The sequence below is a fragment of the Psychrobacter sp. genome (genome assembly GCF_049295055.1).
Classification (GTDB): domain Bacteria; phylum Pseudomonadota; class Gammaproteobacteria; order Pseudomonadales; family Moraxellaceae; genus Psychrobacter.
In genome coordinates, this window is sequence record NZ_JBAQQF010000082.1 from 14,660 (window position 1) to 39,143 (window position 24,484).

21 protein-coding genes are annotated in these 24,484 nt (G+C 41.0%); 13 read left to right on the plus strand and 8 right to left on the minus strand.

The genetic code is table 11. The annotated features are described in order from the left end of the window. Positions 1-84 precede the first annotated feature (84 nt). Positions 85-1,368, plus strand: a complete 1,284-nt coding sequence (gene mltG, locus WAZ74_RS12315) for an endolytic transglycosylase MltG (protein ID WP_422308594.1) — start codon at positions 85-87, stop codon at positions 1,366-1,368. Between the two features lie 116 nt (positions 1,369-1,484). Then, positions 1,485-2,162 (plus strand): dTMP kinase, encoded by a 678-nt coding sequence (gene tmk / locus WAZ74_RS12320; RefSeq protein WP_422308595.1) that lies wholly within the window; start codon positions 1,485-1,487, stop codon positions 2,160-2,162. 281 nt (positions 2,163-2,443) lie between these two features. Here tmk and WAZ74_RS12325 read toward each other — a convergent pair whose 3' ends face one another. After that, entirely contained in the window at positions 2,444-4,765 is a 2,322-nt protein-coding gene (locus WAZ74_RS12325; protein ID WP_422308596.1) for a cation:proton antiporter, read from the minus strand. Positions 4,766-5,461: 696 nt separating this feature from the next. Between WAZ74_RS12325 and WAZ74_RS12330 the strand changes: the two genes are divergently transcribed. The 4 genes from WAZ74_RS12330 to purC all read left to right on the plus strand — a co-directional run bounded on the left by WAZ74_RS12330 (position 5,462) and on the right by purC (position 9,673). After that, positions 5,462-6,883, plus strand: coding sequence for a Do family serine endopeptidase (locus tag WAZ74_RS12330; RefSeq protein WP_422308620.1), 1,422 nt, complete (start codon positions 5,462-5,464; stop codon positions 6,881-6,883). 592 nt (positions 6,884-7,475) lie between these two features. Continuing rightward, positions 7,476-8,381 carry a 4-hydroxy-tetrahydrodipicolinate synthase gene (gene dapA, locus WAZ74_RS12335; protein ID WP_422308597.1) on the plus strand — a complete coding sequence of 302 codons (906 nt, stop codon included), beginning with the start codon at positions 7,476-7,478 and terminating at the stop codon, positions 8,379-8,381. A 124-nt stretch (positions 8,382-8,505) separates the two neighbouring features. Next, complete coding sequence (locus WAZ74_RS12340) at positions 8,506-8,823, plus strand: hypothetical protein (protein WP_422308598.1); 318 nt, start codon at positions 8,506-8,508, stop codon at positions 8,821-8,823. Positions 8,824-8,959: 136 nt separating this feature from the next. After that, a complete protein-coding gene (gene purC / locus WAZ74_RS12345; RefSeq protein ID WP_422308599.1) occupies positions 8,960-9,673 on the plus strand; it encodes a phosphoribosylaminoimidazolesuccinocarboxamide synthase in 714 nt (237 codons plus the stop codon). Between the two features lie 129 nt (positions 9,674-9,802). Here purC and WAZ74_RS12350 read toward each other — a convergent pair whose 3' ends face one another. Both WAZ74_RS12350 and WAZ74_RS12355 read right to left on the minus strand, forming a co-directional pair. Continuing rightward, positions 9,803-9,991 (minus strand): hypothetical protein, encoded by a 189-nt coding sequence (locus WAZ74_RS12350; RefSeq protein ID WP_422308600.1) that lies wholly within the window; start codon positions 9,989-9,991, stop codon positions 9,803-9,805. A 653-nt stretch (positions 9,992-10,644) separates the two neighbouring features. After that, entirely contained in the window at positions 10,645-11,043 is a 399-nt protein-coding gene (locus tag WAZ74_RS12355; protein WP_422308601.1) for a lysozyme inhibitor LprI family protein, read from the minus strand. 421 nt (positions 11,044-11,464) lie between these two features. Between WAZ74_RS12355 and WAZ74_RS12360 the strand changes: the two genes are divergently transcribed. From WAZ74_RS12360 to WAZ74_RS12370, 3 genes are all read left to right on the plus strand, one after another. Continuing rightward, on the plus strand, positions 11,465-12,340 hold the full coding sequence (locus tag WAZ74_RS12360) for a hypothetical protein (RefSeq protein WP_422308602.1): 876 nt from the start codon (positions 11,465-11,467) through the stop codon (positions 12,338-12,340). A gap of 516 nt (positions 12,341-12,856) precedes the next feature. After that, positions 12,857-13,504 (plus strand): DNA-3-methyladenine glycosylase, encoded by a 648-nt coding sequence (locus WAZ74_RS12365; protein WP_422308603.1) that lies wholly within the window; start codon positions 12,857-12,859, stop codon positions 13,502-13,504. A 60-nt stretch (positions 13,505-13,564) separates the two neighbouring features. Next, positions 13,565-13,876 carry an NGG1p interacting factor NIF3 gene (locus WAZ74_RS12370; RefSeq protein WP_422308604.1) on the plus strand — a complete coding sequence of 104 codons (312 nt, stop codon included), beginning with the start codon at positions 13,565-13,567 and terminating at the stop codon, positions 13,874-13,876. An 84-nt stretch (positions 13,877-13,960) separates the two neighbouring features. Here the strand turns inward: WAZ74_RS12370 and WAZ74_RS12375 are convergent, their stop codons facing one another. The 3 genes from WAZ74_RS12375 to WAZ74_RS12385 all read right to left on the minus strand — a co-directional run bounded on the left by WAZ74_RS12375 (position 13,961) and on the right by WAZ74_RS12385 (position 16,318). Next, a complete protein-coding gene (locus tag WAZ74_RS12375; protein ID WP_422308605.1) occupies positions 13,961-14,338 on the minus strand; it encodes a hypothetical protein in 378 nt (125 codons plus the stop codon). Positions 14,339-14,569: 231 nt separating this feature from the next. Next, on the minus strand, positions 14,570-15,214 hold the full coding sequence (locus WAZ74_RS12380) for a PepSY domain-containing protein (protein ID WP_422308621.1): 645 nt from the start codon (positions 15,212-15,214) through the stop codon (positions 14,570-14,572). Between the two features lie 900 nt (positions 15,215-16,114). Further along, positions 16,115-16,318, minus strand: a complete 204-nt coding sequence (locus WAZ74_RS12385) for a CsbD family protein (RefSeq protein WP_422308606.1) — start codon at positions 16,316-16,318, stop codon at positions 16,115-16,117. Positions 16,319-17,080: 762 nt separating this feature from the next. Here WAZ74_RS12385 and WAZ74_RS12390 point away from each other — a divergent pair. Then, positions 17,081-17,791 carry a TetR/AcrR family transcriptional regulator gene (locus WAZ74_RS12390; RefSeq protein WP_422308607.1) on the plus strand — a complete coding sequence of 237 codons (711 nt, stop codon included), beginning with the start codon at positions 17,081-17,083 and terminating at the stop codon, positions 17,789-17,791. 94 nt (positions 17,792-17,885) lie between these two features. Next, a complete protein-coding gene (locus tag WAZ74_RS12395; RefSeq protein WP_422308608.1) occupies positions 17,886-20,114 on the plus strand; it encodes a molybdopterin oxidoreductase family protein in 2,229 nt (742 codons plus the stop codon). Between the two features lie 98 nt (positions 20,115-20,212). Here the strand turns inward: WAZ74_RS12395 and WAZ74_RS12400 are convergent, their stop codons facing one another. Both WAZ74_RS12400 and WAZ74_RS12405 read right to left on the minus strand, forming a co-directional pair. Then, the gene (locus tag WAZ74_RS12400) at positions 20,213-21,532 is read right to left on the minus strand and encodes a D-amino acid dehydrogenase (protein ID WP_422308609.1); all 1,320 of its coding nucleotides are present in this window, start codon (positions 21,530-21,532) and stop codon (positions 20,213-20,215) included. Positions 21,533-21,568: 36 nt separating this feature from the next. Continuing rightward, positions 21,569-22,339 (minus strand): folate-binding Fe/S cluster repair protein, encoded by a 771-nt coding sequence (locus tag WAZ74_RS12405; protein WP_422308610.1) that lies wholly within the window; start codon positions 22,337-22,339, stop codon positions 21,569-21,571. Positions 22,340-22,675: 336 nt separating this feature from the next. Here WAZ74_RS12405 and WAZ74_RS12410 point away from each other — a divergent pair, with 336 nt between their 5' ends. Both WAZ74_RS12410 and hemL read left to right on the plus strand, forming a co-directional pair. Then, positions 22,676-23,029, plus strand: a complete 354-nt coding sequence (locus WAZ74_RS12410; RefSeq protein ID WP_422308611.1) for a zinc ribbon domain-containing protein YjdM — start codon at positions 22,676-22,678, stop codon at positions 23,027-23,029. Positions 23,030-23,162: 133 nt separating this feature from the next. Continuing rightward, complete coding sequence (gene hemL, locus WAZ74_RS12415) at positions 23,163-24,464, plus strand: glutamate-1-semialdehyde 2,1-aminomutase (protein WP_422308612.1); 1,302 nt, start codon at positions 23,163-23,165, stop codon at positions 24,462-24,464. Positions 24,465-24,484: the final 20 nt, after the last annotated feature.

Sequence of the window (24,484 nt, forward strand, 5' to 3'; positions counted from 1 at the left end):
GTTAATTCATAAGCTAAGCAAATACCATTGAAAATCACACGGTTCAGTGCTAAATTCTAGCAAACTTCTGCCTCGCGAGTCACCATGAGCACGCCAACCCCTGAAACGCCTCCTGAACGTCCTAATGATACGCCATTGAATGACCAAAAAGGCACTGCTGACGAGCGTGTCGACACGGCAGCACTGGATTCAAAACCAGTAGTGGATGAGAGAGCAGAAGAAGTGCCGGCGACCGATGTCTCGCTCATTAGTGGAGAAAATAAACCACGCCACTATAAAGTCGATAATCCATCATTCTTTATGCAGCGCGGCTATCAAGTGTTGTTGGTACTTGGATTGATTGCTGCATTTTTCTTAGTGATGGTTTATCAAACCTTGTTTGGACGTATTGAGCAACCCAAGCAGATGGTGACGATTGAACAGGGTCAGACGTATTACGGACTATTGCCGCAATGGCAGTCGCAGATACCACTTTTTTCTGCCAGTATCGCCAAGCTTTATATCAAATCACAAGTCGATGCGCCATTGCATGCAGGTATCTACCAATTCCCTGCAAATCCAACCATTGCTGAAGTTCTGCAAGTCCTAGAGCGGGGCGAAAAAGCCGCGATGGTAAAAGTGCAAATTATCGAAGGTAAACCATCTAAAGATTTATATCAGGCGCTACGTGATAATAAAGGCATTAAAAAAGAAGTACTGACTAGTGATGCGGATAATGCCAGTATTGCGCAAGCATTAGACTTGGTTGGTATCTTGCCGGATGCAGTAGTGAACAGTAATGACCCTATCGTCAATCACAATCTTGAAGGGTGGTTTGCCCCTGACACTTATTACTATGGTGAAGGAGCCAGTGATAAGCAAGTACTCACCGACTTGTATAAACGCCAGCAGCAAGCATTAACCAAGGCTTGGGAAAATCGCGCACCAAACCTGCCTTATAAGAGTCCTTATGAAGCGTTAGTGATGGCATCAATTATCGAAAAAGAAACCAGTGTGGCAGAAGAGCGTCCTTTGGTATCGGCGGTGTTTAATAATCGCTTAAATAAAGGGATGCGCATGCAAACCGATCCGACCATTATCTATGGTATGGGTAGCCGTTACGAAGGCAATATTCGCCGTAAAGACATCGATGAAAAAACAGCTTATAACACTTATCAAATCGACGGTTTACCGCCAACACCGATTGCATTACCGTCAGCGGCCTCTATTGAAGCGACCTTGCATCCTGCCGATAGCGACGCGCTATACTTTGTGGCAACGGGTAACGGTGGGCATAAATTTACCAATAGCTTGGCTGAGCACAATCAAGCGGTCAAAGACTATCTCAGTGTCATGCGTGAAAAGAAAGCCCAAACGCCGCCGCAGTAACCAGTTGTTTATTTATGCTTCTTTTTATAGTGCTTTAAAAAACCATCGTTTAATGAGCGTTATTAAGATAATTATAAAAATAATGATAACGCTCATCAATGCCACAAGGTTATATCATGTCAGCATCTACACAAGCTCCTTTATCGCATATCAACACGACGCCCACTCAAGGGCGTTTTATTAGTTTTGAGGGTACCGAAGGGGTAGGTAAGACTACCGCGATTGAGCAGCTATGCGCACGCTTGCAAGTGCGTGGTATTGATTACCTGCGTACCCGCGAGCCGGGTGGTAGTCCGTTTGCTGAGCGTTTGCGTGATATATTGTTAGACCCAGCTACTGACATTAATGATGATACAGAGTTGCTATTAATGTTTGCCGCTCGCTGTGATCATATGCAGCAAGTCATTCTGCCAGCACTGCAACGCGGGACATGGGTGATATGTGACCGATTTACCGATTCGACGGTTGCTTATCAAGGCTTTGGACGTGCACATGGTGATGCTGCTGTACGCTGTAAAATTGACATGCTTATCGAGCAATTCGTCGAGCAGCTACCTGAGTTAACTCTATGGTTAGACTTGCCAGTATTAGAAGGTATGGCACGCGCCAATAAACGCAGTACAGCTGATCGTTTTGAGCAGCAGGCGACTGAATTTTTCACTAGAGTGCATAAAGGTTTTAGCACGCTAGCTGATGAGCAACCTGAGCGTATTCAGCGTATTAATGCATCTGGTACAGCCGATGAAGTGGGTGCGCGAATATGGCAGACGGTCAAAGAAAAATTAGATATTTAATAGATATAGTTAGGTCTAAATAAAAAAGAGTCATCCGTCTGAACGTGCTACTGGCATAAATTTTTCTTTCGTGCTGTTCGCAAGCGTGACAGAGGCTACGAAAAATTTATGCCAGTAGCACTGTATCGTTTTTAAACAGAATTGACTATAGTTTTATAAAGTGTTTATCTTGTAAAAATAAAGAAAGCCCCGACTCATGAGTTGGGGCTTTTGTTAATTAGGGCTTTCTTTATTGATGGATATTTAAAAAGTAAAGTTTATTGATAATGTACTTTTTTATCTCAGTCTTTTTTACTTAGACCATTTTTACTGAAATTATTTTTAGCTAAGTCCTTACGGATCTCGACTTCATTATCAGCAGTATTAGCGATTTTATCACTACTTGAATCTGGTAAACGATTGGGGTCAAGGGAGCCTTTTTTAGTTTTAGGTGCGTTGCCATTACCATTAGTATTACTAGATGATTTACTTTTCGAGGTTGCTGTTGAGTTGGCAGACATTACGCCTTTATTAACTGTGCTAGTAGGCTCGAATGTTAACTCTGCTGCATTATCACTATAATTATCACTATCATTGGCTGTTGCTGGCAGGGTTGAAGATGGCTGTAGCGTTGAGTTGCTACTTGGGTTAATTAATGAGGCATTCACTGTGTTTTGCTCAGTATCCTTATCGATATCTACACCAAGCTCTTGTTTTGCTACCTCAGTATTAGCGTCCGTTAGCTCTATTTCTTGACGTTTTTCAGGCGCTTTAGAGCTGGACTCAAAGTTTGCATCTGCTGCTGCACGTGCCTGTTCTTGTTTAGGCGTCACATCGACTGGTTTTGGCTGTACCTCATCATCCACCACCAATGAGATAAGCTTGCGACCACGTGGTACGGTATCATCGAACTTATCAGTAATGACGTGTAGCTTGCCTTCTTTGTCGACGGTATAGAGCGGTACGAACTGCTTATTATCGGCTTTATACTGCTCGAAGCTGTAGCTGTCAGTGATATTGGTAATTTTAATACGGGCTTTTTTGGATAGCATACTGGCAAGCTTGGTGTAAGTAGCGTCATCAAACAACCACTGCGAATGAAAGTTTGCTTGCTTATCATCGCGTTCACTTTTAACTTTTTCATCACTGAATTTAAGACGATATAATTTGCGCTCACCAAATTCATGACGATAATGAATCTCAGATAAGGTATTCATCTCTTTATCCATACTCATGGCAAATAGACGACCGATACCGATGAGGTCTAAATGATGATCGGCATGGTCAGAGACAGGATTGCCAAAGTAGGTACGTAGACCACTCATGCGCGCGCTGGCAATATTGGTATAGTTGTTATGAGCGACGATAACGTCGAAGCCTTGATCCTTCAAAGAAGTAGCGACCAATAGAGCGATTGGGTTTGAGCCTACGACTAAAATACCATTGGTTTCAGGCTCACGTACGCCCAAAAAGTTACCAACCATTTTTGCGCCCAAACCCTGAATCATCACTGTACCAATAATGACCAAAAATACCAAAGGTACGAGTAGCTCAACACCTTGAATATCATACTCTTGCAGACGAATAGCAAACAGTGATGAGATAGCAGCGGCAACGATACCACGTGGACCAATCCAGCTGATCATCAGCTTTTCATTGGTTTTTAGATTGGAGCCGATAGACGATGCCCAAACTGACAAGGGACGTGCGACAAACATCACAATGATTAGCAGTACAATACCTGCAAAGCCAACACTGAGTAGGCTTTCAAGCTCAACACGAGCAGCAAGAATAATAAATAACACTGACACCAATAAGATGGTTAACGATTCATTAAACTCTAAAATCGTATCACGCGGGAATTTGGGCCAGTTAGCAAGCGCCACTCCAAGTACGGTGACGGTCAATAAGCCAGACTCGTGCTCTAAATGATTCGATATCGAAAATAACACCAAGACAAAAGATAAGGTGAAAACATTGCGTAAAAACTCAGGAATCATATGCTTGCGCATTAAGAATGCTAAAGCCCACGCGCCAGCCAAACCCATTCCCGTTGCCAACACCACGATTTTGGCAAACAGCAAGATACTACTGGCTTCACCGCCTGAGATGATATATTCATAAACCAATACCACCGCAATCGCGCCGATAGGATCAATGATGATACCTTCCCATTTCAAGATGTTAGAAATGGTTTTATTAGGTCGCACACTGCGTAGTAGCGGCATAATGACCGTCGGACCGGTGACGCAGACCAGCGCCCCGAACAGTAAGGCGATAATCGGATCGACATCAAATAGCAAATACGTCGACAGCGCCACGATAGCAATCGTAATAAGGACGCCGACTGACACCAGCATCTGTACCACAGAGCCGTGTTGTTTAATCTCATCAAACTCTAAGGTCAGTGAGCCTTCAAATAGAATAATCGCCACGCCCAATGAGATAAAAGGAAACATCAGCTCGCCCAATACTAAGTCAGGATCGAAAACCCCTAGTACTGGTCCAACAATAATACCAATCAGTAATAAAAACAAAATGGACGGCTGCTTTAAATACCAAGCCAACCATTGGGCGGCAATGCCAATCCCAACCACGCCGGATAATAATAGGGCGGTATCCATAAATTAATCCTTTTATAATCTTGTCATATTCTATATCTATCAGGGCGTAGCAGTTATTAGCATAATAAGCTGCCATTAAAATAAGCGATCACAACTATCTGTAACTGCTGAGCGATAACCGGTATGGCTACTATTATTGCAGTATCAGTATCAGTCAAAACATGAGTCGTAACATGAGTCACAATATAAGCAAGGTATGCTATATCGCAATAAAGACAAATGATTTGCCAGATTGATAAGCATAATTTAGAAAGCAAAAGATGAAAAATAAGCGTGATGATGGCCAATGTAATAAAAATGATAGCATACGAAATTAACTTTTGTTTACTGTAAGAGCTATTTGGCTTGTTATCATAACATGATTTTATTTTATCTATGTTAAGGCGGTCTTTGAACAGACTGGCTGTTTTGTCGTGCATCCTTGGAGTAAGGCGACTCGTTTAAAGATGTTTATGATAGAAAAGATAAAGTTTTATACCATAAGTATAAAATGGACGGTAAACTAACAAACCACAATAGAGCGCTATTTTAAGTGACTCTCTTTTATTTTGAACTGCTTATACAACATTGCTATCAATAACAGCCTTATAAATAACAGTCGTATCAAAACTGTTTATAACATCCATATATAACACTTATAAAGCCCATCATAGGGAGGATAATATGTTTATCAATATCTCTAAACGACCGAACACGATGAATCTAGTACGCTATCTACAACATAGCACGCTGGCAATTGCCGTTGCCACTACCATGGTTGCTGGTATCAACCTAGCCACTATGCCAAGTGCGCAAGCAGCGGTGACTACCGCAGACTTCTCGGGTTTGGTACAGCAAGTTACCCCAGCGGTGGCGCGTGTCAATGTGACCAAAACCGTCAGCGAGGCTGAGCTAGCTAAAGCCCAAACGGCTGAGCTATTACGGAAGTTTTTTGGTGACCGCCTGCGTATCCCTGATCAAGCAGCGACGCCTGCGATTGAGCATGCTTATGGCACCGCTTTCTTTGTGACTGCAGATGGTTATATGCTGACCAATCATCATGTGGTTGAGGGCGCAGACAAAATCAGCGTTACACTCAATGATAGAACAGAGCTGGATGCCACCTTGGTTGGCAGTGACGAGCGTTCGGATGTGGCAGTATTAAAGGTCACTGGCAGAAAATTTCCAGCGCTGCCGATTGGTGATTCTAATAGTCTAAAAGTGGGTGAGCCGGTATTGGCCATTGGCTCGCCATTTGGCTTTGATTATTCGGCATCGGCAGGGATTGTCAGCGCCAAATCACGCAATTTTTCGCGTGAAACCAGCGTGCCTTTCATTCAAACCGATGTGGCATTGAACCCTGGTAACTCAGGTGGACCCTTGTTTAATCAGCGCGGTGAAGTGATTGGTATCAACTCCCGTATTTTTAGCGGCACGGGCGGTTATATGGGGCTATCGTTCTCTATCCCGATTGATGCGGCGATGGACGTTTATGAGCAGCTCAAAACCAATGGCGAGGTCGCGCGTGCTTATCTCGGCATTTACCCGCAAGATATCGATCGTAATTTAGCTGAAGCCTATAACTTAGCTCGTCCGCAAGGCGCATTATTAACACGAGTCTCACCAGATTCACCCGCCCAAAAAGCAGGGCTAAAATCAGGCGATATTATTTTACAATATAATGATATTCAGATTATGGAAGCATCAGATGTATTGAACCTCATTAATCGGGCACGTCCAAATGATGCGTTTCGTGTACAGATTCAGCGTGATGGTAAACAATCTATCATAAGCGGCAAGCTCAGCAATGCTTCCGACGATATGCAAGTACAGAATAGTACTCAAAAAAATAATGAAATAAGCTTGGGGTTGGCACTACGAAATTTGACTCCAGAGGAGAAAGTAGAGCTGGCATCTGATAATAAAACCGGTGTATTGGTGACCGCGATTGAGCCGACAGGATTGGCTGCACGCTCGGGTATACTGGCAGGCGATGTTATTACTAACCTGCATCAAAAACCTATCAAAGCGGTCAATGATTTTTCTAGTGCCGTTTCATTATTACCTAAAAAGGGCGTGGTAACGATTGAGATTATGCGTCAAGGTATCCCGGGTATTATCGGTTTGCGCATTGAGTAGGATGGAATAGTTGCTCCTGCTATTAATTACAGCTACAGCTACAGCTACAGCTACAGCTACAGCTATCAATGACAATGATGGCTGAATAATTTATTTGCTTGCTTGTATCGTCCAACTATCGATGTGTTGACGATTGGTTAAAATGTCTTAAAAGGTTTTATCGCTACTCAGTAATTACGCTAAACTAACTATTCAATATAAAAGGCAGTCTCAAAGCTTTACACGAACAACTTTATATTGAGTGTTTATTGATAGATTATAGTGAAATTAATAGATAGTTTTTCCTAAAGCGTATAGGTTAAGCATTAATTGATTGATAGCGGTTAAGCTAAAATATGCTACACTAGCAGGCGTTTTTATCGCTATCTAGCAATCATGTTTGCAGCGGATAAAAACAGCGTTAATGACGTTATGATATATATAAATACTCAGTATTAACATCACGCAAGATTTTGCCATTGGCGTTTATCAGCGCGCATAGTATTTGTGCGAGCATAGATATAAGCATCAAGCATCTAATAATGGCACTTGCAAACGACTTATCATGTGATAGCTTTGATAAAAAGCTAGGATACTACAGTAAGGCACAGTTATGAGCACAGCATACGACGAGATTAAAACCCGACTACAAGGCTCAATGGTCGCCTTGGTAACGCCCATGCATCCTGACGGCACGGTCGATTATAAACGTCTGGCAGACCTCATAGATTGGCAGATTGAACAAGGCACTCATTGCTTGGTCGCCGTCGGTACGACTGGCGAATCTGCGACTTTGTCAATGCAAGAGCACAGCGATGTGATTCGTTATTTTGTGCAGCATGTCAAAGGTCGCGTGCCAGTGATTGCTGGTACAGGCGCGAACAATACGATTGAAGCGATCAAGCTAACTAGAGACGCTAAAGAAGCGGGTGCAGACTGCGCGCTACTAGTCGCTCCTTACTATAATAAACCGCCACAAGAAGGCTTATATCAACATTATAAAGCCATCGCTGAGGCGGTGAATATACCGCAAATGCTTTATAACGTGCCGGGACGTACGGTCGTTGATATCGCGCAAGAAACCGTTGAGCGCTTAGCCGATATTGACAATATCGTGGCGATTAAAGATGCGACAGGTTCTATCGCTCGTGGTGAGCAATTAATCAAAGCCGTTGGTGATCGTCTAGTTGTCTTGTCTGGCGATGACTTTAGCGCACTTGAACTGATGAAGGTTGGTGGTAAAGGCAATATTTCTGTGTCTGCCAACGTTGCCCCAAAAGCCATGAGCGAAACCTTTACAGCAGCCTTGCGTGGTGATTTCGATGCCGCTAATAAAGCACATGATGTCGTGAAGCACTTGCACCGTGATTTATTTATCGAGTCTAGCCCAATCCCAGCGAAGTACGCCCTACATAAAATGGGCATGATAGATACTGGCATCCGCTTACCACTGGTATGGCTAGCTGAACAACATCATGCGACGATTGATGCCGCCTTGGTTCGTGCAAATTTATTATAAAAACTAAGCTTATAAATGCTAAGTCTGTTATTCACGACATCGGCTTAGCAACCGTTTATGAGATTTTGTAAAACGATAAACTGATTGCCTACATAGGCAACGATTGCTAACTCAGAGAGATAATATGATGACAGTATCATCAACGACTGCAAAAATGTTCCCTGCTATGATCACCTTGGTTTTGGGTAGTACCTTAGTATTAAGCGGCTGCCAAGCGACAAAAGAGTTCATTGGTAAGCGTGATAACGGTAGTTTAGAGTATCAGCAAAGCAAAAAACTTGCACCACTAGAGCTACCTGTTGCGCAGGAAACAGCGCCATTTGTACCTTTATATCCAACACCGAATGCTGGCGGCAATACGCTCACCCTACAAAACGAATCAGGTAAACAGTATCAATTGCCTAAACCGCAACGTGCTGTCGCTGTGAGCGGTGCCGAGTAAGCTCTTTTTTTACCCCTACCTGTACCGCTGATTCTTTTATTAAGATTAATCCTACTTGATTAATCATAGATAGAAAGCTTTTAGCGGGCGCTGCGCGTTTTTACCACATAAGCTTGAACGAACAGGAACTCCTATCATGCAAAAGCAAGAACTGCTGTATAAAGGCAAAGCCAAATCTGTTTATGAAACAGAAGACAATGATTTACTGATTTTACACTTCCGTGATGATACCTCAGCGCTTGATGGCAAACGTATCGAACAGTTAGCACGCAAAGGTGTGGTCAATAACCGCTTCAATGCTTTTATCATGCAAAAACTGGCTGACGCTGGTATCGAAACGCATTTTGAAAAGCAACTATCTGAAGATGAAGTGTTGGTGAAGCGTTTGGATATGATTCCGGTGGAGTGCGTTGTGCGTAACTTTGCTGCGGGCAGTTTGGTTCGTCGTCTAGGTTTAGAAGAAGGTCTATCTTTGACGCCGCCTACTTATGAGCTGTTCTATAAAGATGATGCGCTTGGTGATCCGATGGTCAATGAGTCGATTTCTGTGTCTCTTGGCTGGGCAACTGACGCACAACTGGCAAAAATGGAAGAGCTAAGCCATCAAGTCAATGAGGTGTTGTCAGCATTGTTTGATGCAGGTGATTTGATATTGGTAGACTTCAAACTAGAGTTTGGCGTATTCCACGACCGTATTGTTTTAGGTGATGAGTTCTCACCAGATGGTTGCCGTATTTGGGATAAAGTTACCAAGAAAAAACTGGATAAAGACCGTTTTCGTCAGTCATTAGGCGACGTCATCGAAGGCTATGAAGAAGTGGCAAAACGTATTGGTGTGCCATTAAGCTAAGTGCTTGATAAAGATTTAGTAGAATAAAAAACTGAGCCATGTGCTCGGTTTTTTTATGGCTATATGATAACGCTAGTAACTAGTGATAAGCATTTAATGGCTTTGGTTATGGGTTAGTCTCGTTTTTACCTACATGATTAGTGACGAAACATAAAAAGCTACTGCTAAGGCTAAACAAATAAAAGTTAAAGGTAAAAACAGGCTTTCCTGGAGTACGCCCTCAGAATCAATGCCGCCATAAAACATGGTCTCCATCAGTCCAAAAAACGCAGCAAGAACTAGCAGGATTGAGCCACCAATAAATAGTTTAGATTTCATAAAAGCTCCTTTAGATGCCAAATTGAGGTTATAAGCCCCCTTTCTTTAAAAATTATTGCAGCATAGTTATCGTTTAATGACACAAATAGGATAGTTTCCTGGATTCTGACCACCGTCTAGATCCAAGCAAATATCACTGTAATAAAATTCGTGAGCTTTGATTCCTAGCCAGAAAGCAAGAATGGCAGTAACGGTAATGATTATAATTATCTTAATATTGATATAGAGATCCTAAGTAAACAAGTGAATATAACGATATTTATTCGAATACATCTTATACGAATTGGAAATGAATAGAGCTGTAGCTTATTCTTTTCATAAACTATTCACCATAACATTTCCTATTAAGGTATAAGCCACTGATACCAACGGTTTAGCTCACTGGGATAGTCTCAGTGTGCTTCGTGATATACCTGCCATACAGATTCTATTCGTGGCTGGTGATCTATACAGGCATTGAACGGCAAGTGTTAGATATAGTTTTAATTTATCTGAAGTTACAAACCTATCTACCAAGGCTTCATTCCATGTCGATAAGAGAAAGTATCTGTGGGCCCATCTATACCAATAGTTGCCACCTTTACGTTTAGAAAAAAGACCTGCTATGCATTTTTATCAATCTATCGCTTCCAAATAAAATTATTTTATTTTTCTTATCTCTGAATGTTTTTAATTTCCTGGTCGAGCTGTACCCGTCTTTGCTGTGTATAAGTGGTCAAACAACTGTTAAGCGCCATTGAGTAAATACTACCACCAACAGAGCCACGGGCAGAAAACTTACAGGCTTTATCTCTAAAATCAATCCATGCTAATTGCACTGTTTTTAACTGTTTTTTCTCGCTTTTATTCAATACGCGCTGCAAATTACGATAGGAATTATTCAGCTTGTTGTCTTCATTTTTTAATTCAGCTGCCGTGCATTTATTAATATCAGCTTGAGTAGTCGCACTATCACAAGCAGTCGCGGCTGATGCTTGAGCAGTCGCAAATAAGCCTACTGAGAATAAAGCAACACTAGATACTTTCTTTAGATGGGGTGTTATCAAATTCATATAATACTCATGGTTGAAGATAATTTTTGATTTTAACACATAGGTTATTTTCCTTTGAGCTGATTGCTGTTAGTAAAAGTTACCTGTTTAATTTTAAGTGAAATAATTATAAATCATCTGACTAATAGGTTTGATCTATAAGATGTTAAATCGGCAATATGCACTGAATAGTATAGCTATCATATTTAACATAAACGCTGTATTACAATGTCTAGTCAAGAACTCCTCTAAATTGTTACGGTATATATTATTAAGACCAATAGAATGCATGGCTAAGATCTCCTAACAATCACACTAATTCACATTGATTCTTAATCAGTGCGCTAGGTAGGAGCCAATCTAACAGCAATGACCATTATCGTTCAAAATATAGAACAACTTGTTATTGATCTTTAACTTAATAAAATTAGGAGTGTAGCCCATGTCAATCTTTTACTCAGACTCAACCTTTCCAGTGATTAAAACAGTCTTGCTCTCCGCTTCACTTATCGGCATCATGCAACTAATGACAGGCTGTGACTCACAGAATTTATCACCAAATAACACTGTGAATTCGCAAACCGGTAATACCGATAATACCGATAAAAATATAGCTAACAAAGACAAGGTATCTGAGAATACAGCGCCTATAAATCCTACCATAGCAAATGAAGTGCAAAATAAAAAAGCAATAACCTTGCCTAATGATAAAATTGTAAACCTATCAGGTTATCAGAAGTTAAGCTTTGGTCAGGTTATTACTCCTGAGCTTTTAAGTGAATTAGGACTCACTAAGGAAGGTAGCAATAATGAACAATGCTATTACGTGAGTAATCCAAAACTGAGTTATGTAGATAAAGAGTATGGTGAACGTGCCTCTGTGCTGTATCAGGTTATAGATGATAAGGTTGCATTAATTACTATTCGAGATCCGAACACACCACTCTATACAGCCGTTAGTGTGGGTGACCCAGTCAAAGAGGTTATGAAGGTGCATAATGATGATCTTGCTTACGAAGTCGATAAATATGCTGTTGATGGCGACTACTATAACCTTACTGCTAACGTCAATTTTAAAGCAATAAAAGACAATGAAGCAGAAAAGTTATTAAAATACGAAGATATTAAGTTTGATAATAAAGAAGACAAATTGCCCATACAAATTGAATATCATATGAATGGTGGGCAAAAGCTAAATAATTATAAAATAAAAGCGACTGCGTGGACAGCAGATGATAAGAGAATGCTGCAAGGTCAGGTAAAGAGTATTGATATTGGTATTCCAGAAGCGATTTATCTTGTCGAAGGCTGCTCTTAAGTCATCATCGTAAAGAACCCAAATAGGCATTGGGTTCTTTGACCTATGCTCTCAGTCCCGCAGACATAAACTTGAGATATTCTAAACAAGCTGAAATATACTGAAAAAACTACAGAAGTAAATTTAAGAGTTCTTAATCGTATTTACTAGCTCAAAAATGATTTGATAATCCTTTCATTAATTTGGGTATACCCTAGCGGAACTACCTACTTCACCCTTCAAACCTATTAACAGACCACTTAAAACAGACTGATATAATGGAACCACTTATAACAGACTATTAAGCTTTATGCGTGCATTTTCTGCTCCTGAAACCTCATAATAATTTATTCCATAACCATACTTATTTATGACTATCCTTGAGTTCGAGCGTTATCCTTGCCGGTACTCATTCTCTCACTTAAATTTATCATACAGCTATCAAACACACCGTAAACATTGTCCTAAATACTGCATCTTATTTCATGCTAACTTATCCTCTATTAACAATATAAAAATAATAAGAGGTTATAACTAATGCTAACGCCTGAACTGCTCGCGACTCAGCCTACTATTTTAGAGCCATCGTGGTTTACTCGCCCAACTTGCGTGGTCGCCGCCGATTTAATTGGCAAAATATTGTGCCGACAGCTGACAGATAGCGATGGTAAGCAAAAAACCTTGCGCATGCGTATCTCAGAAACGGAAGCTTATATTGGTGAAGATGATGCAGCGTGTCACGCGCATGCAGGCACACGGACGTCGCGCACAGAAATTATGTACAGCCAAGGCGGTGTATTTTATGTCTATCTGACCTATGGCATTCATCATATGCTCAACTTAGTCAGCGGACCGATTGAGTCGCCAGAAGCTGTTTTAATACGTGCTGGATTTTTAACAGATGATAGTGACCGCTTGATTGAAGAGCAATTGCTAGCAACAACCAAGCAACTAAATGATATCAAACAGCTGGCAGGTCCTGGAAAGCTGACAAAAGGCTTACAAATAGATCGAGCGCTATACGGCAAACCGATTACGCCGGTCTTAAAAGTCTGGGTAGAAGATGATGGTTGTCAGCCGCCAGTGTCATTGCGTCCACGTATTGGTATCGATTACGCTGGCGAGGCGAAAGATTGGCTATTACGTTATATATGGAGCGATCATCCTTCTTTATCTAAGAAATAACGGCTTTTATTATTTTCTTTGATTCAATTTAATTTAAAAGATATTTGATGAGGTTATTATATGTATAAACTCACGGTTTTTATTCCAGAAGAAGCGTTAGAGCAAGTAAAGTCAGCATTGTTTGCTGCGGGTGCTGGGAAGATTGGTAGTTATGAACAGTGCTGCTGGCAAGTGCAGGGAGTAGGGCAGTTTATGCCATTGATAGGCAGTAAGCCGCATATTGGCACGCATGATAGTTTAGAAACTGTCAATGAATGGCGAGTAGAGATGGTGGTTACTAAGGCCAATATCGATAACGTCGTGGAGGCATTAAAGCAGGCGCATCCTTATGAAACGCCTGCTTACGATGTGATTGAAGTACTGAGTTTCTAAGAAAAGCTGTTTAATATCTTTTTAAGATTGCTTCGGCTATGAACGAAAGTGTCAGCTATAAAATCGCTCAAAAAGATATTTCTTCTACTTATAATGGTAATTGTTGTTGTTATAACGACCGTTATTATTATATCTACCTTTGTTTTTGTTATAGCGACCATTGTTTTTGTTATAGCGACCATTGTTATTGTATCGGCCTTTATTGTTTTTATAATGACCTTTTTTATTCTTATAGCGATTATTGTCGTTATCATAATGACCGTTATTATTATAATTACCTTGATTATAACGGCCATTGTTTTTATAGATCACATTGCCGTGATTGTTACCTTGCTGACGATAGACTTTCTGATTATCGTAGCTTGGTGTCACCGTGGTACAAGCAACAGTGGTACCCAATAAGGCAACCACAATACCAGCAGAAAAAACGGTTTTTAGCGTTGAGGAAGTGAAGATTTTCATAATAAATATTCCTATTATATGGTTGATATTTCATTCATTACGATGACTGTATAGATATTCTATAATGAAATGATTTCATAAAAAAATGGTCAGATAAACCAAGGGCTGGCTTATCTGACCAAAGGCATCAAATGGTCAACGATGCCAAAATCTTAAAGATTGTCTGAAAGAATAGTATTAACAATGGTTGAAATTGTTAATATTAGCCTTTGTATTTTTAGCCTTTAAATATCAGTCTTTTTCAATCTTAATGACATTTAGGTTTGGATAGCCAAGTAAAATCTCATATTCTTGTGAACCGCGCTTGGCTTCAATCTCAAAAACGCCACGATTGTTCTTCTCTTCAAGCTCGATATCTTTGACACGATAACCCATACCTTCTACTTTGTTGATTGCACGCTGTTTAATCGCTGGGTAACGCGCTTCTCTTTTAATTCTGTCCTCGACATCGTTGTTTTTATAACCATTATTATTATGTTTACCGCTGTTATTGTGTTTACCATTATTATAGCCATTGTTTTTATCTTGCCAGATATTAGACCAAGCTTTTTTGTTTGAGCTAATGAGTCTTAGATCTGGAGAAGTATATTTAAGCTCATAGGCTTGATTATTCTTCTTGGCAAAGGCGGTAAGCATACGATTGCCACGATTACTATCAGATCTGATATCCATCACTTCATAGCCTTGACGACGTAAATTTTTACGCAGCTGTTGGATAGCACGATTATTTTCAGCATTAGAATAGCCACTATTATCGTTATATATTGGATAATTATCATAACCTGCACCGGCTACGGCGCAGCCAGCAGTTGCTCCTAATAGAGTAAGTGCAAGACCTGCAGACATGGCTGTTTTAAATGAGAAAGTTTTGAGCATTTTCACGATGGAATCTCCTATGATGTGACAGACCTAAATAAGGTAGTAGTATTTCGATATTTAATAATAAACCACGCTTAACAATTACGGATGACACTAAAGTAATTATTATAAATAATCGATATTTATTCTTCATTTTAATTTTTTTGAAATATTTTCTTACATGTACATAGTAAGACCTAAAACTCATTACCACATGTCGTTGGTGTTAATAACTTGTAAATTTTGCGAATCGTTGCGTAAGCATTCGATACTTTAAGTCACTAAGGTGTTGTTAATAACCACAAACATCGCTAACACTTCTTAAAATTTATATTATTATTATCTTAATTTTATAATAATATTTTCGATTAATTGCATTAATATCATGTATTTATAGAGATATCAGCACTCAGTATTAATTCGACGTAAGCATATGCTTACAAGCAAAGACGCTTACGCGACTTAACAGTAGGTCAATAATTTGACACTATACACACACGGCATAAGGGAATGTGACTCAAGGATTGAGTTCACCGTATTAAGGATAATACTCCAGTCACTAGCATTAGGATGATAATAGCGATTGGAATAAGGACACATAACCCGTGTTGAAGGCAGATATTGCCAATGCTAGTAAGAAAGAACGGGCAGGATGCCCGACTGTCACAATATACTCAATATCTTGCAAGGATGCAGCGATTAGAGTCGTGACAGGTAACAAGGATCGTTAACAATAAAACCGCATAGCAATTCGTTGCTATGCGGTTTTATTGTGTCTGGGCTTTACGTATTCCATCTATTAATATTAAGTAGAAATACTACAAATCATAGAAAGAAAAAAACCGCATTAAAACTAATGCGGTTTTTTATTTAAATAATTGTCTTATAAATATTGTGATTCATAAGCATTACTATTTATTAATATTTGTTTTCGACGCGCCATGCATCTACTTCGCGTTCGGCATCATCTTTACTATGACCATAACGCTCCTGCACTTTGCCGACTAGCTTGTCACGGCTACCTTCGACATGTAATAAGTCATCATCAGTAAGATCAGCCCATTTTTGCTTTACTGAGCCTTTAACCTGTTTCCATTCACCTTTCAGGGTATGTTCGTTCATTGATATATTCCTTATTCTAGTTATTGCGTCTTTTACAGTACCTTTTCTTTAGAAAACTAATCTCTAGAATACTAAGTCAATAGGATGTATAACGCTTTGATATCCAAGTTATTATTTATGATTGTTATTACTTGCTTTGTACTGCCTTTAAGTACGTTACAACTAGCCAATGGCTAACTTGTGATACCAATATATGAATTTCAAACCGCTTTGTCTGTATGGAGAATGTTTGTACTGTTACTCAATTATGATTAAAGCCATGACTATGTTATGGGTAGTAGACTTGTGTAGCAGTTAGGGCGTTTTATCAGCGTTAAACGTAACCATTACAAACAGATTTCATTCAGAGCTAGAGTAATAGCAGGTGCGTCAGATATCGTAGATGAACAAATAACTAAAAGCAAAAATCGTAATAAATATGGTTTTTGCTTTTTTAGTATTGTTTTTAGCATAAGTAGTAGAACTTATATATAAAGGAAGTGTTATTAGAAATTTAATAGTAGACTTAATGTATAAATGACTATAGCCTTATAGTTAAAATGATATAGTCAATATAAGATGAAATCGATACGTTAATTTATGCGTTGATCGATATATTAAATATATCAATAGCCACATACTGTCGGAAAAAACTTGCTTGCTGTATCGATATAATATGTCGATATAAACAAAGACTACGAAAAAATTGTTCCGATATACCCATATTCTTTTTATAGTAAATCCAGTAAATCCAATGCTTTATCAAACTAGGGCAGTCCACCATTGAATTCAATCGTCACCGTAAATACATTTTCAAAAACACCAATAGAGTCAACGCGCGAGTTAGCAAAAGCCAAAACACGTCGTGCATTACTAAGAAGTGCCCTGCAGCTTTATAGCGCAGAGGGCCAGTGTGGCATGAGTATGAATAAAGTTGCCAAAAGTGCTGGCATTGCACAGCCGAGCTTTTATAATCATTTTGAGAGCTTAGATGCGCTACAAAATGAATTGAGCACGCAGCTTAAAGAAGATTATTTATCTCCTATGCGCTTGGCTTGGGTGACCATGCTTAAAGATTACAACTCATTGAATAAAGAACAATTCAATCAGCGTTGCCAGTACTGCTTAACGATGATTTTCGATGCAGCGTTTCAGAATATTGCGTTATTTCAACGACTAATTGAAGATAGACTTCGCTTTTATTCAGAGATAGACAATAAGATAGACAACAAAGGCCTAGGAAGTCTCATCACAGAAATACAAAATGAATGGACAAAGATATTTATCGAAGGCTTAGAGGCATCTGGGTGCTCTTTTGAATTATCTGATATCAATCTCTGTGTCGATATTGCTAGCGCACAAGTGCATGAGCTGATACTAGGTTGTCATCAAAATCGCTATTCAAGAGCGCAAGCGATTTCTCTGTTGAGCAAAAATTTTGATGGGCTTTTTGGTGGTTTTTTTACGAAGGATTTGCAAGATATAGAGAGTTAATTACTAGAGCTAATAAATGCATGAAAGCCACTAGAGTCATAAAACGGAATTTATATAGTGGCAACGACAATAAAACGTAACAGGGAGCGCGACTATGAGCAGTGAACAAACCAAGAGAAGTGAACAAACACATTTTAGAACCTGCAATCTATGCGAGGCGATGTGCGGTATTGTCATTCAGCACGATGGCGAAAGAGTATTATCGATTAAAGGGGATAAAGACGATCCTTTTTCTAAGGGCTATATTTGTCCAAAAGCAACTGCCTTGCAAGATTTGCACGAAGACCCTGATCGCCTGCGCCACCCTGTTGAAAGAACTACCAATGGCTGGCAAGAAATAAGCTGGCCTGAGGCGCTTGATAAAGTCGCTGTCGGTATCCAATCGGTGCAAAAGCAATACGGCCAAAATGCTCTCGGTATTTATCTTGGTAATCCGAACGTGCATAATTTGGGTGGCATGCTGACCATTAAACATTTATTAGGCAGCCTAAAAACGCGCAGTCGCTTCTCTGCGACCTCGGTCGATCAATTGCCGCATCATATCGTTAGCATGCATTTATTTGGGCATATGCTGCGTATCCCTGTGCCTGATGTCAACCGAACCCAATATATGCTTATCATCGGTGGCAATCCGCTGGCGTCTAACGGCAGCATTATGACTGCACCGAATATGCGCCAAAAGCTAAAAGACATCAAAGCACGCAATGGTAAGGTAGTAGTGATTGACCCAAGACGTACAGAAACAGCAGACATCGCTAGTGAACATCACTTTATTCGTCCAGCGACCGATGTGTTGTTACTATTAGCGATGCTCAATGAGATCTATGCGCAAGGCTATGCCAAAAAAGCAAAAATGAATAATAGAGCTGTAGCTATCGCGCCAGAAATTGAACGACTGGCGGATTTTGCTAAAGATTATAGCGCAGAGGCAGTTGCCAGTATTACAGGTATGACGGCAATTGAAATCAAGCGCTTAGTAAAAGAGTTCTGTGAAGCACAAAGTTCGGTCTGTTACGGTCGCATGGGCGTATCGGTACAAGAGTTTGGCTTATTATGCCAGTATCTAATTATGGTGATTAATATTGTTACAGGCCGCTTAGATGAGGTTGGCGGTTTAATGTTTCCTAATGCGGCGGTTGATGTTGTGAACAATTCTGGCCCAGGCTATTTAGGTAAACGCCATAGCCGAGTGAGCAATCTTCCTGATTTTAATGGCGATTATCCCGTGGTTGCCATGGCTGACGAGATGTTGGTCACAGGTGAGGGGCAATTAAAAGGCTTTATGACCGTAGCGGGAAATCCAGTCTTGAGTACGCCTAACGGTGAAAAATTAGATAAAGCCTTTGAACAGTTAGATTTTATGGTCGCCATTGATTACTTCGTTAACGAAACCAGTCGTCATGCTCATATAATCTTGCCACCCGTATCACCGCTAGAGCGCGACCATTATGATGTGACCTTTAATAACTTTGCGGTACATAACGTCGCTAAATATTCCAAAGCTTTATTTCGTAAAAATAAAAATGCCAAACACGATTGGCAAATTTATCTAGAGCTGGCAAAGCGCTTGGATAAAAAAGCGTCTCTAGCAACTAAAGTGGAACGCTTATTAACGAAAAATTTAGGGCCGAAATTCTTGCTCGATCAAGGATTAAGGCGTGGACCTTATGCTGGTATGACGCTTAAAAAATTAAAGAAAAATCCTCACGGTCTTGATTTAGGACCGCTCAAAACCATGTTGCCACAAGCTCTAAAGCATAAGGATAAACAGATTCACCTTAACGTCGATTTTTATCAAGCGGATTTGGCTCGTGTACAAGCGATGATGCAAGACTATGATGACAGTCAGATTTTATTGATAGGTCGTCGTCATGTCCGCAGTAATAACTCGTGGCTGCACAATAGTTATCGCTTAGTCAAAGGTAAGCCGCGCTGTACGTTGATGCTGCATCCTAAGACGGCTGAGCAGTACGGGATTAAAGATGGTCAAAATGTCAAAGTCACCTCGCGCGTCGGTAGCGTGATTATCGCAGCAGAAGTTACCGATGAGCTTATGCCTAGTGTCGTGAGTATTCCACATGGTTTTGGACATGGTCGTAAAGGGGTTAAACAGAAAATTGCCCAAGCGCATGCCGGTGTCAGTGTGAATGACTTAACCGACGATACGTTAATTGATCAGTTGAGTGGTAATGCGGCTGTGAATGGCGTCCCTGTGCAATTAGAAGCGATTGATCTAGGAGACATTGGTTTAGACACTAGCGATTTAGACACAAGCAATTTAGATACTAGTGATTCTGACGCTGAATCCAGTAGTGCTGCATAACACTGCCATAAACCATAAATTTTGATATCGATAAAAAAGACGATCACCTGTAATAGTGAGCGTCTTTTTTTATGCCTATTATCTGTTTTAGACTAAATTTAGATACCGATAAAATCAAAATCGACCGCTGGTTTCTCACCTTGTATTAATAAACTAATCGCTTTAGCCGAACCACAAGCATGCGTCCATCCAAGCGTACCATGACCAGTATTGAGCCATAAGTTATCAAAAGTCGCACCATCGTTGCGGCTTCCGTGGCGGACTTGACCGAGATGCGCGCGCCCAATTAATGGTACATTTGATGGCGTCATCGGACGTAACCCTGCCCAGTACTGCACTGAATTGGCGATGATACCTTTGGGAAATAATTGCTGCACGCGGCGAGTAATAGCTTCGCAGCGCGTGCTATTTAAATCCAAATTATAGCCGTTAAATTCTGCGGTTCCTGCCACTCGCAAATTATCACCAAGACGCGAGATGACTAGCTTAAATTCATCATCAATCAGACTGATAAACGGCGCTAAATGCGGCGCACGTGGATTAATTTTATAGGTCGCAGAATAGCCTTTTGCGGGGAAAATAGGCAAGTGAATATCAAGTGGCTTAACCAAAGATACGCTATAACTACCTAATGCCAGCACATGGCTGTCAGCAGTAAAGGTTTTCGCGTTTTCGCCTTTGGGTCGAATGGTAATACTATGCACGTGCGGATTGGTAGAATGGGCGTCGGCATTTATTGCCAAAATTTCAGTATTATATAAGAACTGAACTCCAGCTTCTAAGCAACGTTCAGCTAGACGTTGGGTAAATAAATGCGCATTGCCCGACTCATCACGACTGGTATACGTTGCCCCCTTAAGTTTGTGGGCGACAGGGTAAAGTGCTGGCTCTAAGCTAGCAGCCGTATTAATATCAATAATATGACGCTCACAGCCAAGCTCCTGCATGCGTTCAGTTGGGGCGAGGGCGGCATCAAACTCAGCTTGGCTAGTATAAAAATGCATGATACCGCGCGTTTGCTGCTCGTAATTAATACCAGTATCAGCGCGTAGCCGTTGCAAGGTTGCCCGCGAATATAATCCAAGACGCACCATTTGTACTAGGTTGGCATCCGCTCTATCCGCATGGCACTCTTGTAAGAACTGCATGGCCCATTTGAGCTGTGCTTTATCCGCACGCAGACGATAAAGCAGGGGCGCGTCCTCGCGAAACAGCCATTTGAGGGCTTTCATTGGGGTCGCAGGGTTTGCCCAAGGCGTCGCATGCGATACTGATATTTGACCACCATTGGCAAATGAAGTCTGCAATCCTGCGGCTGACTCGCGCTCAATCACGGTCACATCATAGCCTGCTTGCCGAAGATACCATGCGGTGGTCACGCCCACCACGCCTGCACCGAGTACCGCAATATGGGTCATAAAAATCCCTGCTATGTTTATATCATTAAGCGTTTGCTATTTGGGACGGGCAACATCAGCTTGTAACGTTGGCGGTAATTCTAGTATGGTTAAATCACTATCAGCAAGATGTTCTGGGCGCGCAATGACCAATGCATCAAAGCCTTTATTATGTGAGCTATGTAAGCTATCTTGGGCATTTGCCATGGCATTAACCACTTGGATTTTACCCAGTTTTTCGCCAGCTGCTGGCACGTTGCCAGCCCCTTGGACATAATGCAAAAAAGCTTTGGGGGCTGATTTAAAATAGATACGGGCGATGACTTCTTGACCTAGATAACAGCCCTTATCATAGTCCATACCGCCGCGCTGATGCAGACGCAGCTCTTGCGGCTGAAATTCGCCTTGGGTGGCTGCGACGATCCAATAGTTACCAATAGCCAGACTACGCGCCATCCATTTCCACGTATCACATTTTTCATCAGTGTGGCTAAAGGTCGGCATCTCGTCCAAAACGCATGGATAAATAGCAATGGGGGTGCTGGTCTCAAATTTTGAAAAGGCACCATACTTCTTTAAATGTGTTTTGAATGAATCTGCACAATCTGCACTAATGACTACATCATATTGCTTTTCGGCTTGTTTCTTTATCCAAATTCCAAATTCAATCCGACCTTTTAAGTTGCCGATAGCAGCGGCTTGATAACTGAGACCAAGTTTAATCACATCGCAGGTTAATTGACCTTGCAAGAATTTTTCGGCATCGTCGCCTTGAATGGTTAGCTGTTGAAACTGTGGCATGGTAGATGAGGTAGTTGTTACGGTCATGATTATTATCCTTATGGTATGACGTTCTTATTTCGAGTCAATATTTTTGCTGAATTACCGTTATTTTGAATGTTTCTTTAGATGGTTTTTTGCAATAAGTGATGCCAAATCATGTATGGGCATTCGCTCAAAAAAAAGTGTTAAAAATTTTCAAAAAGAGTATCAAAAATGCTACTAAGAAGAGTATCACAAAACGCGTCAACATAAAAAACCCGACGGTGATAGCGGATATGATGAAATTGGTGAAAGAGGGCGAGTTACGGTACAATATGGCAGGCTTTACTTTATAATAATGGCGGTTCAATGGCGCCGATTTTGACACTTAATGAGAATATTATGAGCTTACCTAATTGCCCAAAATGCGATGAAAACTATACGTATGAAGATGGTGCTTTATTGATGTGTCCGATGTGTGCTCATGAATGGTCGGCAGATGAAACGGATGCCGCTCAAGCCGATGAGCAAGATGCTGTCATTCGTGACGCAGTTGGTAATGAGTTACAAGACGGTGATGCCGTTACCGTGATTAAAGATCTAAAAGTGAAAGGCTCATCAATCGTTATAAAAGTAGGGACTAAGGCAAAAAGTATCCGCCTACTACCTGATGCCTCTGATGGTCATGATATTGACTGTAAACTTGATGGCTTTGGCCCCATGAAGTTGAAGTCATCGGTCGTTAAAAAGGCGTAAGAGCACTTATTACCGTGAGTAGCTCTCTCAATAAAGCCCTCATGTACTCGCTTGTAATAGAATAATGTACATCGATTATTGACGCTTATTTTTTGTAACAATCTAATGTCTAATAAAATAATAGAGAATAATGATGAGCACTAAAAACGAACAACTCTTTGCCCAAGCACGCAAACATATTCCGGGTGGTGTCAACTCGCCAGTCCGTGCCTTTGCTGGCGTCGGTGGTACACCAGTCTTTATGCACCGTGCGAATGGCAGCAAGATTTATGATACTGAAGACAATGCTTATATTGATTACGTTGGCTCTTGGGGGCCAATGATTTTGGGTCATGCCCATCCAAAGGTGATTGATGCGGTCAAAAAAGCCGCTGATGATGGTTTAAGTTTTGGAACACCAACGCCATTTGAGACTACCGTTGCCGACAAGATTTGCGACATCGTCCCGAGTGTTGAGATGATTCGTATGACCAGCTCAGGTACTGAAGCGACCATGAGCGCGATTCGTCTGGCGCGCGGGTTCACAGGGCGTGATAATATTGTCAAATTCGAAGGCTGCTATCATGGCCATTCGGATAGCTTGCTGGTAAAAGCAGGTTCAGGCATGCTTGATATTGGTGAGCCAACATCAAAAGGCGTGCCTGCAGATTTTGCTAAACATACCATTACTTTACCTTATAATGACCCACAAGCGATTAAAGACTGCTTTGAGAAATGGGGCGAGACCATTGCCTGTGTTATCGTTGAGCCTATCGCCGGTAACATGAATATGATTATCCCAGATCAAGCGTTCCATGATACCTTGCGTGCCCAATGTACTGAACACGGCGCAGTGTTGGTATTTGATGAAGTGATGACGGGCTTTCGCGTCGGACTTGGCGGCGCGCAAGCGCACTTTGGTATTGAGCCTGATGTAACCTGTTTTGGTAAAATCATCGGTGCCGGTTTACCGGTTGGCGCATTCGGTGGCAAAAAAGAGATTATGTCTTGCATCGCGCCTTTAGGCGGTGTTTATCAAGCAGGCACCTTATCAGGTAATCCACTGGCAATGCGTGCGGGTATTGCGATGTTTGAAGACTTAACCGTCGATGGTTTCTATGATGACCTAGCTGCTAAAGTTGATTATCTCATTGATGGCATTCAAGCAGCTGCTGATAAACATGGTATTAATCTGCGCACCAATAAGCTTGGTGGTATGTTTGGCATGTTTTTTGTTAAAGATGCTGAAACGGCAACGCCGCGTGACTTTGATGATGTGACCGAATGTAATATGGATAGCTTTAATACTTTCTTTCATGGCATGCTCGATCGCGGTATTTACCTCGCGCCATCGGCTTATGAGGCGGGTTTTATGTCTATTAAGCATAGCAATGAAGATTTGGATACCTCTATTAAAGCAGCTGATGAGATATTTGCAGAGATGGCAAAGGCGTAACGCGTTTATTTAAGACTTAA